The following is a 14166-nucleotide window of genomic DNA, read 5'->3' as shown; positions in this document are numbered from 1 at the left end:
GGATAGGCACGCGCCATGGCTGCTAGTAGGACTGAGCGCAGGCGTCGTTTCAAGCGCGTCGTTCACAAAGTGCGCATCCGACGTTGCGGTTCCGCGATGTATCCAGCAGCACGCGGAGGCGGGGCGGTCCTGGTTTACCGGCGAACATCTCGCCGAAACGCGTAGCGGAATCGGTACTGGCCCGAGACGCTGGGTGCCGCCGCCCCATTCCTCGGCGTGAACGCCCCTTCCAAGTGCAAAAATTCTCCGTATAGTGCGCCGTCGCCTTCGGATGCGCCGACCTCACAAGGTCTGGCGCGTGCTGAAGACCAGGGCATGATCCTTGCCTGAGCCATAACGCAGCCCATCACCCCGGCGCTGCGTTTGCCGAAAACCCTATCCGGGCAGCCGGTCCGATGCTGGAGATACACGATGTCTACCGAACCCGTCACCCTGATGGTGGCCCGCCGTGTGCGTGATGGCCGCTACCAAGATCTACTCGCCTGGCTGCACGAAGGCGAACAGCTGGCTGCGGATTTTCCCGGCTACCTCGGCTCCGGCGTGCTGGCCCCGCCGCCCGGAGACGACGAATTCCAGATCGTCTTCCGCTTCGCCGACGAACAAACCCTCGACACCTGGGAGCACTCCGCTTCACGCCGGGCCTGGTTGCAGCGTGGTGGCGAATTGTTCGGCCAGCCCCACGAGCAACGCGCTCGCGGCATCGACGCCTGGTTCGGCGGCGTCGACAGCCCAACACCGCCTCGTTGGAAGCAGAGCGTGGCGATCTGGTTGGCGTTCTTTCCCGTGTCGCTGCTGTTCAACCTGTTGTTTGGCGGCGCACTCAGCGAGCTCAGCCTGGTAATGCGCATCCTGGTTTCCACGCTGGCGCTGACGCCGCTGATGACTTATCTATTCATCCCACTCTCCACCCGCCTGCTGACCGCCTGGCTACAGACACCGCCTCGCCCGCGCGTTCGCCACGGCAAACAAGCGGCTCCTGTCCGCTGATCGGAACAGCCCACAAAGATATTGTCGCCATTCGTCTGACGCCATTAAAGTGCCATCTAGGTGAGCCGATAGCCGATTGATGCCCGCGTGCTCAGCCCTCGGTACTTCTCGAGCCGATACGCAGGTGTTTGAAAGCAGGCGAGCACCGCCACGCCCCGCCGGGAAACCAAGGGCGAGGTCGGGCAGTGCCATAGCGAATGGAGCAATGGATGAACAACAAGAACCTGGGCTCTTCTTACAGCCGACGCCTCGGCGTCGCGGCGCTGGTCGCCCTCGGCCTGATGTTTCCATCGACCGGCGTTCGCGCGGCGCAGACCCTGACGCTGCTCAACTGGGAGGAATACCTGAGCGAAGCAGTAATACAGCGCTGGCAGGATGAAACCGGCGTGGGCATCCAGCAGATCTATTTCGACAGCGGGGACAAGCGCGACGAGATCCTTGCCAAACCGGACCATCAGATCGACATTGCCTTGACCGAGCTGATCAGCTCCGATCGATTCGGCCAACGCGGGCTGCTCGAGCCCATCAGCGACACGCCACTACCCAATCTGAGCAACGTCTCGCAGCGCTGGCGTAACAGCTGCGGGCGTTACAGCATGCCCTACCTGTGGGGCACCCTGGGCATCGCCTATCGCGCGGATCGCCTCGCCGAGGCGCCGCAATCCTGGGCTGAACTGTTGCAGCCGACCGAACGCGAGAAGCCGCACATCATCATGATGGAAGATCACGAGGATATTCTCGCCGCACCGTTACTCTTCCAACGGCGCTCAATCAACACCTCGAATAATGACGAACTCAAGGCGGCGTTCGAGCTGCTCCGGGCGCAGGCCAGCGCTGTGTTGACCTACGAATACGCAATCACCTCGCTGGGGCGGCGGCGCTACCTCGACCAGGCCGACATGGCGCTGGCCTACAGCGGCGATCAGCAGGTACTCAACCAGACCGAGGGCATCGAAGGGGAGCCCTGGCGCTATGTAGTGCCCCAAGAAGGCACGTTGCTGTGGGTCGATTGCCTGTCGATTCCGGCAAGCACGCCGAACAAGGACCTGGCCTACCGCTTCCTGAACTTCATCAGCGATCCCGAGATCGCCGCATTGAACGCCACCGAACTGGGCGTCGCGACTCCCAACGCCGCGGCCCGAGCCCTGTTGCCGGACGCGATCCGCCAGGATGTGACCATCTATCCGCCAGAGGACGTACTGGAGCGCAGCCAGACGTTCGAGACGCGCCCACCGCAAGCCACGCAGACGCGGCGGCGCATCATCAGCGCACTGATAAACGCCCATGACGCTCGGTAAGCGCGCGCTGCTGGTGATCTTTCCGGTCATCCTGATCATTCAGCTGCTGGCCGCGACCACTGCCTACCTGACCCAGCGGGCTTCCCTGTTCGGCCTCGAAGAGGCGCGTCTGGCACAACAGTTGTCCATGCTGAAGTCCGCGTACCTGGACTACGAGGCGTTCAACCGCAGCGTGCTCAACTCGATCATGGAGAGCGAGGCGCTATTGTTGTTTCTGCGCGAGACCAATACCGGCTACCGCAACGAGACACTGGGCTTGCGTATTCAACAAAGCATCCGCTCATTGTCCACAAGCCGGCTGTCCTTCGTCTCGTTCGCCATCGTCCAGCCCGACGGTGAGGCGGCGTATTACTTCGAAAGCAGCCTGTCGCCATTCGCCACCATGAGCGCCAGGCAGCAACAGCTCGTTCGCGAGGCCAGGCAGGCTGCCGACACGGGCATTATGAGCTACCTGGACGGCGCCGATGGCGGACCGCTACTGCTGGACACCGACTTTCTGCTGTCGGCGTCCAACAGCCGGCCATTACCAAGCCAGCGCACGGAGGCCTTTGCCGTGCAACTGGCCGTGCGACCGGACCGCTTCGTCGCGCTGAAGCAGCGCCTGGAAAAGGAATACGGCGCGCAAATCGAGATCGCCTCCAAATTGCCGTCGGCCCCGCCGGGTCTGTCAGCCGATATCGAGCTGTCACGTTCGCTGCATGCACGGCTGACGCCGCCGGCCGATTACATTGCCGCACGTCTGCAAACGCTGAGCCTGGCCTTTCTGGTCGGCGGCTCGCTCATCTGCCTGATATCCATCGGGCTCTTGTTGTTGCTGATCCGCCGCTACATCACCGACCCCATCAGCCACCTCGACAGCCAGCTCACCGACCTGCTGCTGTGCAAGCGCGACGCCCTGGACGAGCCCAGCGACGGCGGTGAGATCGGTCGCCTGACACTGAACATGAAGACCCTCCACGAGCGCAACACCGCCGCGCTGCAGCGTATCCAGGAGATTTCCTGGACCGACAGCCTGACCCACATCAGCAACCGTGCCCACTTCGGCGTACTGGCCACCGCCATGTACGATCAGTGCGCACAAAGCGGTCGACAACTGGCACTGCTGTTTCTCGATCTGGACGATTTCAAGCAGGTCAACGACCAGCACGGCCACGATGCAGGCGATGCGCTGCTGCAAATCTTCGCCAAACGCGTGCAGGGCGTGCTCGAACATCACCACCAGGCCCACCCGGACACCGAGGCCGCGTTCGCACGCCTTTCCGGCGACGAATTCGCCGTACTGCTGATGGCCGATGCCGGCAACGATACCTTGCCGGCACTCACCGACGCGTTGCTGGGCCTGTGCCGAGGCGGCTTCCACCTGGACGATCGCATCTATCCGGTGAGCGTCAGTATCGGCACTGCCCGCTATCCCACCGATGCCAACACGATCACCCAATTGCTGACCCGTGCCGACACCGCGATGTATCAGGCCAAGGCCGAGAGCAAGAACGTCGCGGTGGCCTTTTCGGCGGAGCTCGAGCAACGCAACCAGCGCATCCGCCTGGTGGAGGAACAGTTGCGCCTGCTCGATGGCGACGAGCAGTTCCGCCTGGTTTACATGCCTGCGGTGGATCGCCAAGGGGCCGTGGCCAGCTGCGAAGTGTTGCTGCGCTGGCATTCGCCGTTGCTGGGCACGGTATCGCCGGGAGAGTTCATTCCCATCGCCGAGCGCGCCGGGCTGTTTCCGAAGATCGACAGCTGGGTGATCGACAATGCGTTGGCGGGCTACCCAGAACTGGTTCGTCTGTTTGGCGAGGGGGTGATTCTGGCGATCAACGTGTCCTCGGCGCAGCTGACCGATGACCGTTTGTGCAACTACCTGATAGAGCGCGCCGCGCATTACCGCATCTGCCCGAACCGCATCGAGATCGAACTCACCGAGACCTACGCCGCCGAGCTGAGCCGTAACACCATGGAAGTGGTGCACGCGATCCGCATGGCCGGCTTCCGAGTGGCCATCGACGATTTCGGTGTCGGTTACACGTCGATCCAGCAATTGCTCGAATACCCGGCCGATACCATCAAGCTGGACATGGCGATCGTCGAACGTCTGACCCGTACTGAAATGCAGGAGAGCCTGAAGGCGATCATCGCGTTCTGTCAGGCCCAGGGCAAACGGGTCAATGCCGAAGGCGTGGATACGCTGGAAAAGCAGTCCGCATTGTTGCAGGCCGGCTGCGATCTGTTTCAGGGTTACCTGATTTCACCGCCGCGCTCGGTAACCGCATTGCTTGAATGGGTGGCGATCCGCAATCGCTCGGCCGAACTGCAGCTGGAACCGCAGATGGTCGCCCTGCGCTGACAGGCGCAGGGGGGCTAATCGGGTGCGGCATCAGGATGCCGAGCCCCGCTCGAAGCCGCGAACCATGGGCGAAGTTAACGGCTGACTTACGCCTCGTCCTGCTCCTTCTCGCCCAGCCGGCGATACAGGGTGCGCCGACCGATCCCAAGCAATGCAGCGGCACGTCGTTTGTTGCCCTCGACCCGCTCCAGCACGTGACGGATGTAGCGCATTTCCAGCTCGTCCAGCGTAGGCAGCAAGGGCCCGTCGATCATCAGCCCGAGCAGTTCATCCGAGCGGGCTTCGGGCGCGGTCTCCTGGTAGCTGGCGATGCGCGTTGGTAGGTGCTCCAGCTCGATGCTGCGGCCATGACAGAAGGTGACCGCCCGCTCCATGGCGTTCTGCAGCTCTCGCACATTGCCGGGAAAGGGGTAGCACCTCAGCTGTTCCAGGGCTGTGCGCGACAGACCGCGCACCGGCCGACCGTCGCGCGCAGCGAAGCGGGCGACGAAGCCGGCGGCGAGCAACTCGCGGTCCTCCTCGCGATCGCGCAGCGGCGGCACCTGGAGGATGAAGGTTTCCAGGCGAAAAAAAAGGTCTTCGCGAAACGACTCGCGGCCGGCAGCGGTTTCCAGCGGCCGGTTGCTGGCCGCGATGATGCGCACATCGACGCTCAGTTCGCGCTCGCCGCCCACTGGCCGAATGGTGCCCTCCTGCAATACGCGCAGCAGTTTGGCCTGCAGCGGCAACGGCATTTCGCCAATTTCGTCGAGGAATAGCGTGCCACCGTCGGCCTGCTGGAACAGCCCTTTGTGCGCGCGGCTGGCACCGGTGAAGGCACCGGCCGCGTGACCGAAGAATTCGCTTTCCAGCAGCTCGGCCGGCAAGCCTGCACAGTTGATCGCCAGGAAGGGTCGTTGCGCCCGTTCGCTCTCAGCATGCACAGCGCGAGCGACCAATTCCTTACCGGTGCCGCTTTCCCCAATCACCAGCACAGGCCCGGCGGCACGCGCCAACTGCCTGATCTGGTCGAACAGTTCCCGCATCACCCGACTGCGGCCAAGCATGCCGTGGAAGCGGTCATCGCTGAGCAGTTGCTGAAAGCGCCGCACCTCGTCGCGTAGCCGCCGCGTCTCCAGCGCGCGCGACACGGCAAGCCCGAGGTGTTCGAGATCCAGCGGCTTGGTGAGGAATTCATCGGCGCCCTCTTTCAACGCCGCCACCGCCTGCTGGATGCTGCCGAACGCGGTGATCACCACAAACGCCGGCGCGGCCTGCATCGCCTTGACCCGCCGCAATAGCGCCATACCATCAGCGCCCGGCAACCGCAGGTCACTTATCAGCAGTTCCGGCTCCCAACTGTCGAGCAGCGGCACGGCGTCCTCTGCGCTCGCCACGGCACGCACCTGCAGTGAGCGATCCTCCAGTTCTTCGACCAGCAACTGACGCAGGCTGTCGTCGTCCTCCACGACCAACACCCGCTGCGGGGCGATTTCATCCATTTGCATGAGTGTCATCCTCATTGGCGAGCGCCAGGGAAATACGAAACGCCGCGCCACCCAGCGGGCTCTCGACCAGCTCGAGACGGCCACCGCACTCGGCCACTACGCCATGCGCAACGGCCAGTCCGAGCCCACTGCCCTTACCCACCGGTTTGGTGGTGAAGAACGGCTCGAACAGCGCGGCGCGGTGTTGCTCGGCCACACCCGGCCCGTCGTCCTCGACTTGAAAGATCAGGCAATCGGCTTCCTGCCACCAGCGCAGCACCACCCGTCCGCCCGGACTGGCCTGGGCCGCGTTGCGCAGCAGGTTGGTCAACGCCTGCTCGAAACGTGGCGGGTCCACCTCGCAATACAGGGCAGCCGCTGGTGCCTGGAGCTGCAGCTCGACCTTCAACGTGGCCAGCTCGTCGGCCACCGCGGCGGCCGCCGAATGCGCCAGCACATCGGCGGGCATGCGCCGTGGCGGGCGGCCGGCAGCGCGGCCAAAGTCCAACAACTGACGGACGATCTCGCTCAACCGCTGCACCTGACTGCGGATTTGCAGCAGCCCCTTGCGCTGGCCGTCCTCCAGCGTCTCACTGCGCAAGACGCGCTGGGCCTTGCCATCGATGACGCTGAGCGGGCTGCCCAGTTCATGCGCCACGCCTGCAGCCAAGCGGCCTACCGCCGCCAGTTGCTGAGTGCGCCGCAACCGACTCTCGAGTTCCGCCTCGCGCGCCTTCTGCTCGGCCATGCGCTGCTCCGCGTCGGCGATACTGTCGAGCATGCGGTTCAGTGCGCGGCCGAGCACGGCGATTTCCTGCGGGCCACTGCGCGGCGCGCGATGCTGACGATCACCGGAGGCGACCCTCGCCATGCTCTGCGTCAGTTGCTGCAAGTGGCGCCCGATCGCCGACCAGTGGCCGAGCAGAACGATGCAGACCGCGGCCAGCGCCAGCACCGCGGCGGAAATACCCGCGATCATGCGCAAGCGCCGGGTATCGCTCTCGAAATCGTTCCAGCGCCGGGTGACCTGCAACAGGCCGTTGATGCGCCCGCCACTTTGTTCAAGTGGGAGAAAATAGGAATAGACCTCGCGCCCGCGGATGCGCTGATAACCACCGCGACGCTTACCGTCGGCCGTGAGTTCCTGAATGGAGGACTGATCCTGATCCGGTTCGATGGCCCCGGCAAAAGCCACCAGCTCGCCCTGATCGTCATAGAGATAGGCGCCGTAGACGCGGCCGACGCCGAGCACCGACTCCAATACCTGCTGTGAGGTGCGGTCGTGCTGCTTTTCCAGGCTGTCGCTGAGTGGCAGCCGAACCGCCCGCGCCACCAGTTCGACCTCTTCCTGCAAACGCCGCTCGCTGTTGCGCTCGACCGTCCACAGCAGCAGATAGCTGAAGCCGAGCATGATCGCCACCAGGGGCACCACTACCTTCAACAACAGCGCGCCGCGTAACGTCGAAGTTCTTTGCCAAACTGCTACATGTGCCATTCTGGCACGATACAGGTCGTGTCCCACAGCGTCGAGGGCGTCAGGACGGATGGAGAAATGTTTTTGGTATCAATAGCTTGGAACTAACGACCCGGTCTGGCATGGCTGATGCACTGCGCCTTGTGTCTTTTAAATCGCAGGATGAACCGCACATGACCAAGCTAAACGCCCGCCTCGTTTCCAGCCTCGCCGCCCTTCTTATCGCCGCCGGTGCCTCTCAGGTAGTGGCGCAGGAAGCGAATCAGGCGCCGGCCACACAACCCGCACCCGGGGTGCAGGCAGCAGACATCAGCGACAAGAAGCTGGAGAAGTTCGCCGACTCGCTGGGCGAGATCATGGAGATCCGCGAGGATTTCACCGCCAAGCTGGAAAAGACCGGTGACCCAGCCGAGGCCCAGCAGTTGCAGCAAGAAGCCAACGAGAAAATGATGAACACCGTGGTGGAAAACGACCTCAGCATCGAGGAATACAACGCCATCAACCAGGCGGTACAAAACGACCCGCAACTGCGTGACCGGGTCATTGCGATGGTTCAGAACTAAGCGATCGCAGGTTCAACGAGCCCCGCCCGCATCGGCGGGGCTTTTTCGGTCCGGGAAATGGCCCGGCGAACAAACCGTCCGATCAGTTACCGCGCAGCGCCAGCCCCTTGAGGAAGTTGCGCAGCAGCTGGTCGCCGCAGACCCGGTAGTTGCTGTGCCCGACCTTGCGGAACAGCGCGCTGAGCTCCGGCTTGGATACCGGAAAGTCGGCCGCCTTGAGGACTGCGTGCATGTCGTCTTCCTTCAACTCGAAGGCTACGCGCAGCTTCTTCAGCACCATGTTGTTGGTCACCGGCAACTCGATCGGCGGGGTCGGACGGCTTTCGTCCTTGCCGCGCTTGTAGATCACCAGGCCATCGAGAAAGTGCGCCATGACTTCGTCGCTGCAGAGCTTGTAGCCCTCCTCGTCATCTTTCTTCAGGAAGGCGACCATATCGGCTTCGCCAACTTCGTAGCCGGCCAGACGGGTGATCTCGACGAGCTTCGCGTCGCTTACGTTCAGGATGTAACGCAGGCTGCGCAACACATCGTTATTGACCATGGGCAATCCTTCTTCGTGGATGAGAGCGCGCGACGCCGCGGCTCGATCTGTTGATTCGTTGCGAGCGGCCGTCAAACGGTCACCGGCGGGTCGGTCTGATGCCAGCAATGAAAGCAGGCCGGCCTGAATGGGCCGCGAGTATAGAGGATAGGCAGGGCATTTCAGGAAAATGCTGCGATCAATGCCCACGGCTGGGCAATGCGCGCGCGTGCTATTGCGGCAGCTCGACACTGACCTTGATCGCCGCGTACCAGGCGGCCAGATTGGCGATGTCGTCATCGCTCAGGCCGGCGGCGACGAGCGACATCTGTGGATGCTTGCGCTCACCGCTGCGAAAGGCCTTGAGCTGCCGTACCAGATAGAGCTCGCCGTTGCCCGCCAGATTCGGTGCATCGGCGACCTTGCTCAATCCGTCGAGGCCATGGCAGGCCGTGCACATCCCGGCCTTGGCTTGCCCAGCATTGATATCCGCCGCCCTCGCCTCGGTCGTGAACAGCAGCGTCAGCAGCATCAGCCAGGGTACGAGCATCCCGCCGCGACGATTTCTAACCATACGAGTGTCTCCCGTGAACGACGCCGCCGAGCTCGGATGAGCGAACCAGACGGCCAGGCAGAAAAGGTTGACGTCAGTCCGAACCGCCCTCGTAGGAAATCCGATAGATCGCCCCAGCAGTGTCGTCACTGACCAGCAGCGAGCCATCCTTCAGCTGCGCCACATCGACGATGCGGCCGTAGTATTCGCCGGTTTCCTCGTCCAGCCAGCCTTCAGCGAAGGGCTGCGTCTCGCCGGCCGGTGCCGAGCCGTCGGCGGGAAATGGGGTGAACATCACCCGCGCACCAGCCGGCACGGTGCGATTCCAGCTGCCCCGCTGCGCGCTGAACAGGCCACCGCGGTATTTCTCTGGAAACATCTTGCCGGTATAGAAGAGCAACCCCATGTCGGCCGCATGGGCCACGGTTTCCACCACCGGGAAGGTCAGGCCCTCCGGCGGAGTCTCGTCGGCGTACTCAGTGGTGCGTACCTGACCGCCGCCGTACCAGGGCATACCGAACTTCATCCCAGCCTTCGGCGCGTGATTGATTTCACCGGGCGGACTGTCGTCGCCCATGCCATCCACCTGGTTGTCGGTGAACCACAGCTCTTTACTGGTCGGGTGGTAAGTGATCCCCACCGAGTTGCGTATACCGGTGGCATAAACCTCACGTTTGCTACCGTCGCGCTCCATGCGCACGATGCCGCCAATGCCGTGCTGGTTGTACAGCTCGAGCTTGTCTTTCGGCGGCACGTTATGCGGTTGGCCCAGAGAGACGGTGAGTCTGTTGTCCGGCCCCACAGCGCACACCCGCGCGCCATGGTTGTAGCTCTCCTCGTCGGTCGGGATCAGCTCGCCGGTCGGCACCACGATGTCGGCCGCGACATCCGGACCTTCGTAGAAAAATTCCGCCGCCGGAAACACCAGTACGCGGTTGTGCTCGGCGACGAAAAGGAAACCGTCCGGACTGAAACAGGGCCCTGGCTGCGTGAAGGAAATCGCCGGGGCGAAGCGCTTCACTTCATCGGCGGTGCGGTTCTTGGTGCGATCGGTGACCGCCCAGAGATCGGTCTTGCGCGTGCCGACGAACACCACGCCGCTGGACGGTCCCACCGCCATGTGCCGCGCGCCGGGTACCACCGCGTACAGCTCGATCTTGAAGCCTTCCGGTAATTTGATGCGCTTAAGGTTCTGGCGAATGGCATCGGCGATCTCGCCGTCCTGCGGCACGGTCTTCATGTCGAGCGACTGGCCGGTCGTCTTCATCGACCGCATGCGCTCCAACGCTTCGTCGCTGGTGGGCGCAGCCAAGGCAGCTCCAGCCACACACATGGCAAAGGCGATCAAGCTAACGGGAGCATATTTCATGGGCACCAACCTCATTGAGGAATCGTCTCGCTGGACGAGGTTTATTGTTGTGCTCGGCGCCTGCGCAGCTGCGCGCATGAACTACATTGAAACGTGAGCTATATCACAGCGTAGCGTCATCCCAGGCCATTACCAGGCGACTGCATCAGCGCTCCTGCTGCTCCTCGACCCTAAAGCAATTGCGTCGAAGACGACTGCTGCTCAGTAAATGGTCCGTCAAGCTTGCAATGTCCTATTTCAAATTATTTCAGAGCTGCCGCTTCGAGCTTGTTGAATCAATAACCAGAAAAGGAAAATGAGCATGAGAAAAGCCGCACTTGCGATCGGCGTAATGATTGCCTGCGCCAATGCCTGGGCCGTCACGCCAGGTACGCATTGGGGTTATTCGGGCGAAGTAGGTCCGCAGAACTGGGCGAAACTAACTCCTGAATTCCATTCCTGTGCGGGGCAGAACCAATCGCCCGTCAACCTGGACGGATTCATCGAGGCAGAACTTACGCCATTGAAGCTGGACTACACCGCTGGTGCGAGCGAGGTCGTCAATAATGGTCACACCGTACAAGTGGCTTACGAGCCGGGGAGCACCCTCACCCTGGACGGCAAGCAGTATCAGCTCATCCAGTTCCACTTCCACATGCCCAGCGAAAACCAGATCAAGGGACATTCTTATCCGTTAGAAGGGCATCTGGTTCATTCCGATGAGATGGGACACCTTGTCGTGCTCGCAGTGATGTTCAAGGAGGGCAAGCAGAACACCGTGCTGGCCAGCCTCTGGAACACCCCGCCGGCCGAAGGCGCGAAGCAGCTCTTGCCGCAGCGAGTGAATATCGGAGACATGCTGCCAGCCGATCTGGATTACTACCGCTTCAACGGCTCACTCACCACGCCGCCCTGTTCGGAAGGGGTCCGCTGGCTGGTTCTCAAGCAACCTATCGCGGCATCCCATGCACAGATCGAAGCCCTCACGAAGGCCGTCGGACATGCCAACAACCGTCCGCTACAACCCGTTAACGCGCGAACGATCCTGCAATAGATCAACTCGCTCAGCCGGGCGTCGCATCAGCGATGGCCGGCTCGTTCGTGGCATTCCGAATTCATGACAGTGGGAGCCGTCACCGCTACACTGCGCGCCGCGCAAATCGTCGGTTTACGCCCGCTCACCTCACCTCTGCCGGGGCTACCGGCCAGGACTCGCCATGATTCGCATCAACGAACTGCAACTGCCGCTCGATCACCCCGCCGAGGCCCTGCGCCAAGCCATCGTTGCGCGCCTGAAGATTAGCGACAACGAGCTGCTCGACTTCAGTGTATTCAAGCGTAGCTATGACGCGCGCAAGAAGAACAGCGAGATCACCTTCGTCTACATCATCGACGCAAGCGTAGCGAACGAAGACAAAGTGCTCGAACGCCTGGCCGATGACCGAAATATCCGCGTCTCGCCGGACACCGGCTATTACCCTGTCGGCACGGCACCCGAGGGGCTGAACGAACGTCCGCTGGTGATCGGTTTCGGCCCGTGTGGCCTGTTCGCCGCGCTGACGCTGGCGCAGATGGGCTTCCGGCCGATCGTGCTGGAACGCGGGCGTGATGTACGCAGCCGCACCAAGGACACCTGGGCACTATGGCGCAAGAAAGTGCTGAGCCCGGAATCCAACGTGCAGTTCGGCGAAGGCGGCGCCGGGCTGTTCTCCGACGGCAAACTCTACAGCCAGATCAAGGACCCGAAGTTCTACGGCCGCAAGGTGATGCACGAGTTCGTCCGCGCCGGCGCGCCGGAAGAGATCATGTTCGTCAGCAAACCGCACATTGGCACCTTCCGCCTGACCGGCGTCGTCTCGACCATGCGCGAAGAAATCAAGGCGCTGGGCGGTGAGGTGCGATTCGACAGCCGCGTGGTCGATTTCATCATCGAAGACGGCCGCATCCAGGGCGTGCGCATGGCCAGCGGCGAAGAGCTGCGCAGCCGCTATGTCGTCTTGGCGCTCGGCCACAGCTCACGCGACACCTTCCGCATGCTCCACGAGCGCGGCGTCTATATCGAGGCCAAGCCCTTCGCCGTGGGCTTTCGTATCGAGCACCCGCAGTCACTGATCGACCAGGCCCGCCTGGGCAAATATGCCGGGCACCCGGAACTGGGCGCGGCCGACTACAAGCTGGTCTACCACGCCAAGAACGGCCGAGCGGTCTATAGCTTCTGCATGTGCCCGGGCGGCACTGTGGTGGCGGCGACCTCCGAGCCCAACCGCGTGGTCACTAACGGCATGAGCCAGTATTCGCGCAACGAGCGCAACGCCAACGCCGGCATCGTCGTCGGCATCAATCCGGATGAAGATTTCCCCGGCGGTCCGCTGGCTGGCGTCGAGCTGCAGGAACGATTGGAATCGCGCGCATTCGAGCTGGGCGGTAGCGATTACTGCGCGCCGGGGCAGCTGGTGGGCGACTTCATTCGTGGCCGGGCGTCGAGCGCATTCGGTGAGGTCGAGCCGTCCTACAAGCCGGGCGTTCGGCTGGGCGACCTGGCACCTTCGCTTCCCGACTACGTGATCGAGGCCATTCGCGAAGCACTGCCGGCCTTCGGCAAGCAGATCCGCGGTTTCGATCGCGCCGATGCGGTGCTTACCGGCATCGAAACACGAACCTCTTCACCGGTGCGGATCAAGCGCGACAACGAGACCCTGCAAAGCATCAACACCCGCGGCCTGTACCCGGCCGGTGAAGGCGCCGGGTACGCCGGCGGCATCCTCTCCGCCGGTGTCGATGGCATCAAGGTCGCCGAAGCGGTGGCCACCGCGATGCTGGCCGACCTGCAGGGCTGAGCGAGACGGGCGTAACGTCGGCAGCGCCGGCCTCGTTCAGCGCTGCCCTGCCATGAGGCGGGCTACTGTCCCATCCGCTTGCAGAGACTCGAAAGCCGCCTGGGTGCGCAGCACCACGTCCTCACCGCTTTGCAGGCTGTAAGCCATATAAAGGCTCGTGGCGGTGTTGAGAGTAAGGACGCGCTCCAGACAGCCATCAGCGAGCCCCTCCTCAGTGCAGAACATCCTGACGCCTTGTTCCGACATCGGTACCAAATCGACCTGACCGTTGCTCAGGAGCTTGAAGCTGTCTGCGTTCGAGACAGTTACCACCAGTTTGGTAAATCCCTCGTCCTGCAGATAGCGATAGCGGACATCCCCGCGCAACGCCCCGATACGGTACTGCTTGGCATCCTCCAGCTGCGCGATCTGGACGTCTTTCCGTGAGGGCAGCCGGTACAGGTGGTAGTCGATTCGCAGGATTTCTCCGGCCCAATGAAACTGACCTTCGCGCTCGGGGGTGCGAGCGATGAGATAGATCAGCACGTTCGGCTCGCGCAGCGCCATGTCATAGGCCCGTGCCCAGGGGTACAGGCCAATGCGGTAATCATCCAGACCCGCACGCGCAAGGGTTGCCTCCACCACCTGGGTCGCTGGACCGACCACCCGGCCCTGTCGCAGGTAACTGAACGACGTCTCTTCTGTGACTACACGGATTGTCTCTGCCTGAACGCAGGGCACCAGACAGGTCCACAGCAAGGCGATACGAACGACAAACGGGAGCATCATATGAGCCT

General features: G+C 62.7%; 12 protein-coding genes. 6 read left to right on the top strand and 6 right to left on the bottom strand.

The annotated features are described in order from the left end of the window. Nucleotides 1–411: 411 nt before the first annotated feature. From MCB86_RS04375 to MCB86_RS04365, 3 genes are all read left to right on the top strand, one after another. The gene (locus MCB86_RS04375) at nucleotides 412–987 is read left to right on the top strand and encodes an antibiotic biosynthesis monooxygenase (RefSeq protein ID WP_045160277.1); all 576 of its coding nucleotides are present in this window, start codon (nucleotides 412–414) and stop codon (nucleotides 985–987) included. 209 nt (nucleotides 988–1196) lie between these two features. Further along, the gene (locus MCB86_RS04370; protein WP_045160276.1) at nucleotides 1197–2285 is read left to right on the top strand and encodes a spermidine/putrescine ABC transporter substrate-binding protein; all 1089 of its coding nucleotides are present in this window, start codon (nucleotides 1197–1199) and stop codon (nucleotides 2283–2285) included. Further along, entirely contained in the window at nucleotides 2272–4629 is a 2358-nt protein-coding gene (locus MCB86_RS04365; protein WP_239609993.1) for a bifunctional diguanylate cyclase/phosphodiesterase, read from the top strand. Before MCB86_RS04370 ends, MCB86_RS04365 begins: the two co-directional genes overlap by 14 nt. An 86-nt stretch (nucleotides 4630–4715) precedes the next feature. On the opposite strand, the gene MCB86_RS04360 is transcribed toward MCB86_RS04365, so the two are convergent. Together MCB86_RS04360 and MCB86_RS04355 are read right to left on the bottom strand one after the other, a co-directional pair. After that, nucleotides 4716–6110 carry a sigma-54 dependent transcriptional regulator gene (locus tag MCB86_RS04360; protein WP_239610268.1) on the bottom strand — a complete coding sequence of 465 codons (1395 nt, stop codon included), beginning with the start codon at nucleotides 6108–6110 and terminating at the stop codon, nucleotides 4716–4718. Then, nucleotides 6103–7590, bottom strand: a complete 1488-nt coding sequence (locus MCB86_RS04355; RefSeq protein WP_239609991.1) for an ATP-binding protein — start codon at nucleotides 7588–7590, stop codon at nucleotides 6103–6105. The genes MCB86_RS04360 and MCB86_RS04355 overlap by 8 nt, the downstream gene beginning before the upstream one ends. Nucleotides 7591–7742: 152 nt before the next feature. Here MCB86_RS04355 and MCB86_RS04350 point away from each other — a divergent pair, with 152 nt between their 5' ends. Beyond that, the gene (locus MCB86_RS04350; RefSeq protein ID WP_045160272.1) at nucleotides 7743–8132 is read left to right on the top strand and encodes a DUF4168 domain-containing protein; all 390 of its coding nucleotides are present in this window, start codon (nucleotides 7743–7745) and stop codon (nucleotides 8130–8132) included. An 82-nt stretch (nucleotides 8133–8214) separates the two neighbouring features. Here the strand turns inward: MCB86_RS04350 and MCB86_RS04345 are convergent, their stop codons facing one another. The 3 genes from MCB86_RS04345 to MCB86_RS04335 all read right to left on the bottom strand — a co-directional run bounded on the left by MCB86_RS04345 (nucleotide 8215) and on the right by MCB86_RS04335 (nucleotide 10574). After that, nucleotides 8215–8673, bottom strand: a complete 459-nt coding sequence (locus MCB86_RS04345) for a DUF1456 family protein (protein ID WP_045160271.1) — start codon at nucleotides 8671–8673, stop codon at nucleotides 8215–8217. Between the two features lie 211 nt (nucleotides 8674–8884). Further along, nucleotides 8885–9202 (bottom strand): cytochrome c, encoded by a 318-nt coding sequence (locus MCB86_RS04340; RefSeq protein WP_045160270.1) that lies wholly within the window; start codon nucleotides 9200–9202, stop codon nucleotides 8885–8887. Between the two features lie 97 nt (nucleotides 9203–9299). Beyond that, nucleotides 9300–10574, bottom strand: a complete 1275-nt coding sequence (locus MCB86_RS04335; RefSeq protein ID WP_045160269.1) for a PQQ-dependent sugar dehydrogenase — start codon at nucleotides 10572–10574, stop codon at nucleotides 9300–9302. A 301-nt stretch (nucleotides 10575–10875) separates the two neighbouring features. On the opposite strand from MCB86_RS04335, the gene MCB86_RS04330 reads away from it, so the two are divergent. Beyond that, nucleotides 10876–11607 (top strand): carbonic anhydrase family protein, encoded by a 732-nt coding sequence (locus MCB86_RS04330; protein WP_239609989.1) that lies wholly within the window; start codon nucleotides 10876–10878, stop codon nucleotides 11605–11607. 163 nt (nucleotides 11608–11770) lie between these two features. Then, a complete protein-coding gene (locus MCB86_RS04325) occupies nucleotides 11771–13390 on the top strand; it encodes an NAD(P)/FAD-dependent oxidoreductase (protein ID WP_045160267.1) in 1620 nt (539 codons plus the stop codon). A 36-nt stretch (nucleotides 13391–13426) separates the two neighbouring features. On the opposite strand, the gene MCB86_RS04320 is transcribed toward MCB86_RS04325, so the two are convergent. Then, a complete protein-coding gene (locus MCB86_RS04320) occupies nucleotides 13427–14158 on the bottom strand; it encodes a transporter substrate-binding domain-containing protein (protein WP_080890533.1) in 732 nt (243 codons plus the stop codon). Nucleotides 14159–14166: the final 8 nt, after the last annotated feature.

It is taken from the genome of Pseudomonas sp. KSR10 (assembly GCF_022355455.1).
GTDB classification, from domain to species: Bacteria; Pseudomonadota; Gammaproteobacteria; order Pseudomonadales; family Pseudomonadaceae; genus Stutzerimonas; species Stutzerimonas stutzeri_E.
This window is presented reverse-complemented; position numbering and strand designations above follow the sequence as displayed.

What these genes read in the sequence shown, in the direction of transcription:
- MCB86_RS04355 (WP_239609991.1), bottom strand. Translation starts at nt 7,590, where the DNA reads ATGGCACATGTAGCAGTTTGGCAAAGAACTTCGACGTTACGCGGCGCG.
- MCB86_RS04375 (WP_045160277.1), top strand. Translation starts at nt 412, where the DNA reads ATGTCTACCGAACCCGTCACCCTGATGGTGGCCCGCCGTGTGCGTGAT.
- MCB86_RS04320 (WP_080890533.1), bottom strand. Translation starts at nt 14,158, where the DNA reads ATGATGCTCCCGTTTGTCGTTCGTATCGCCTTGCTGTGGACCTGTCTG.
- MCB86_RS04325 (WP_045160267.1), top strand. Translation starts at nt 11,771, where the DNA reads ATGATTCGCATCAACGAACTGCAACTGCCGCTCGATCACCCCGCCGAG.
- MCB86_RS04360 (WP_239610268.1), bottom strand. Translation starts at nt 6,110, where the DNA reads ATGGATGAAATCGCCCCGCAGCGGGTGTTGGTCGTGGAGGACGACGAC.
- MCB86_RS04350 (WP_045160272.1), top strand. Translation starts at nt 7,743, where the DNA reads ATGACCAAGCTAAACGCCCGCCTCGTTTCCAGCCTCGCCGCCCTTCTT.
- MCB86_RS04330 (WP_239609989.1), top strand. Translation starts at nt 10,876, where the DNA reads ATGAGAAAAGCCGCACTTGCGATCGGCGTAATGATTGCCTGCGCCAAT.
- MCB86_RS04370 (WP_045160276.1), top strand. Translation starts at nt 1,197, where the DNA reads ATGAACAACAAGAACCTGGGCTCTTCTTACAGCCGACGCCTCGGCGTC.
- MCB86_RS04335 (WP_045160269.1), bottom strand. Translation starts at nt 10,574, where the DNA reads ATGAAATATGCTCCCGTTAGCTTGATCGCCTTTGCCATGTGTGTGGCT.
- MCB86_RS04340 (WP_045160270.1), bottom strand. Translation starts at nt 9,202, where the DNA reads ATGCTCGTACCCTGGCTGATGCTGCTGACGCTGCTGTTCACGACCGAG.
- MCB86_RS04365 (WP_239609993.1), top strand. Translation starts at nt 2,272, where the DNA reads ATGACGCTCGGTAAGCGCGCGCTGCTGGTGATCTTTCCGGTCATCCTG.
- MCB86_RS04345 (WP_045160271.1), bottom strand. Translation starts at nt 8,673, where the DNA reads ATGGTCAATAACGATGTGTTGCGCAGCCTGCGTTACATCCTGAACGTA.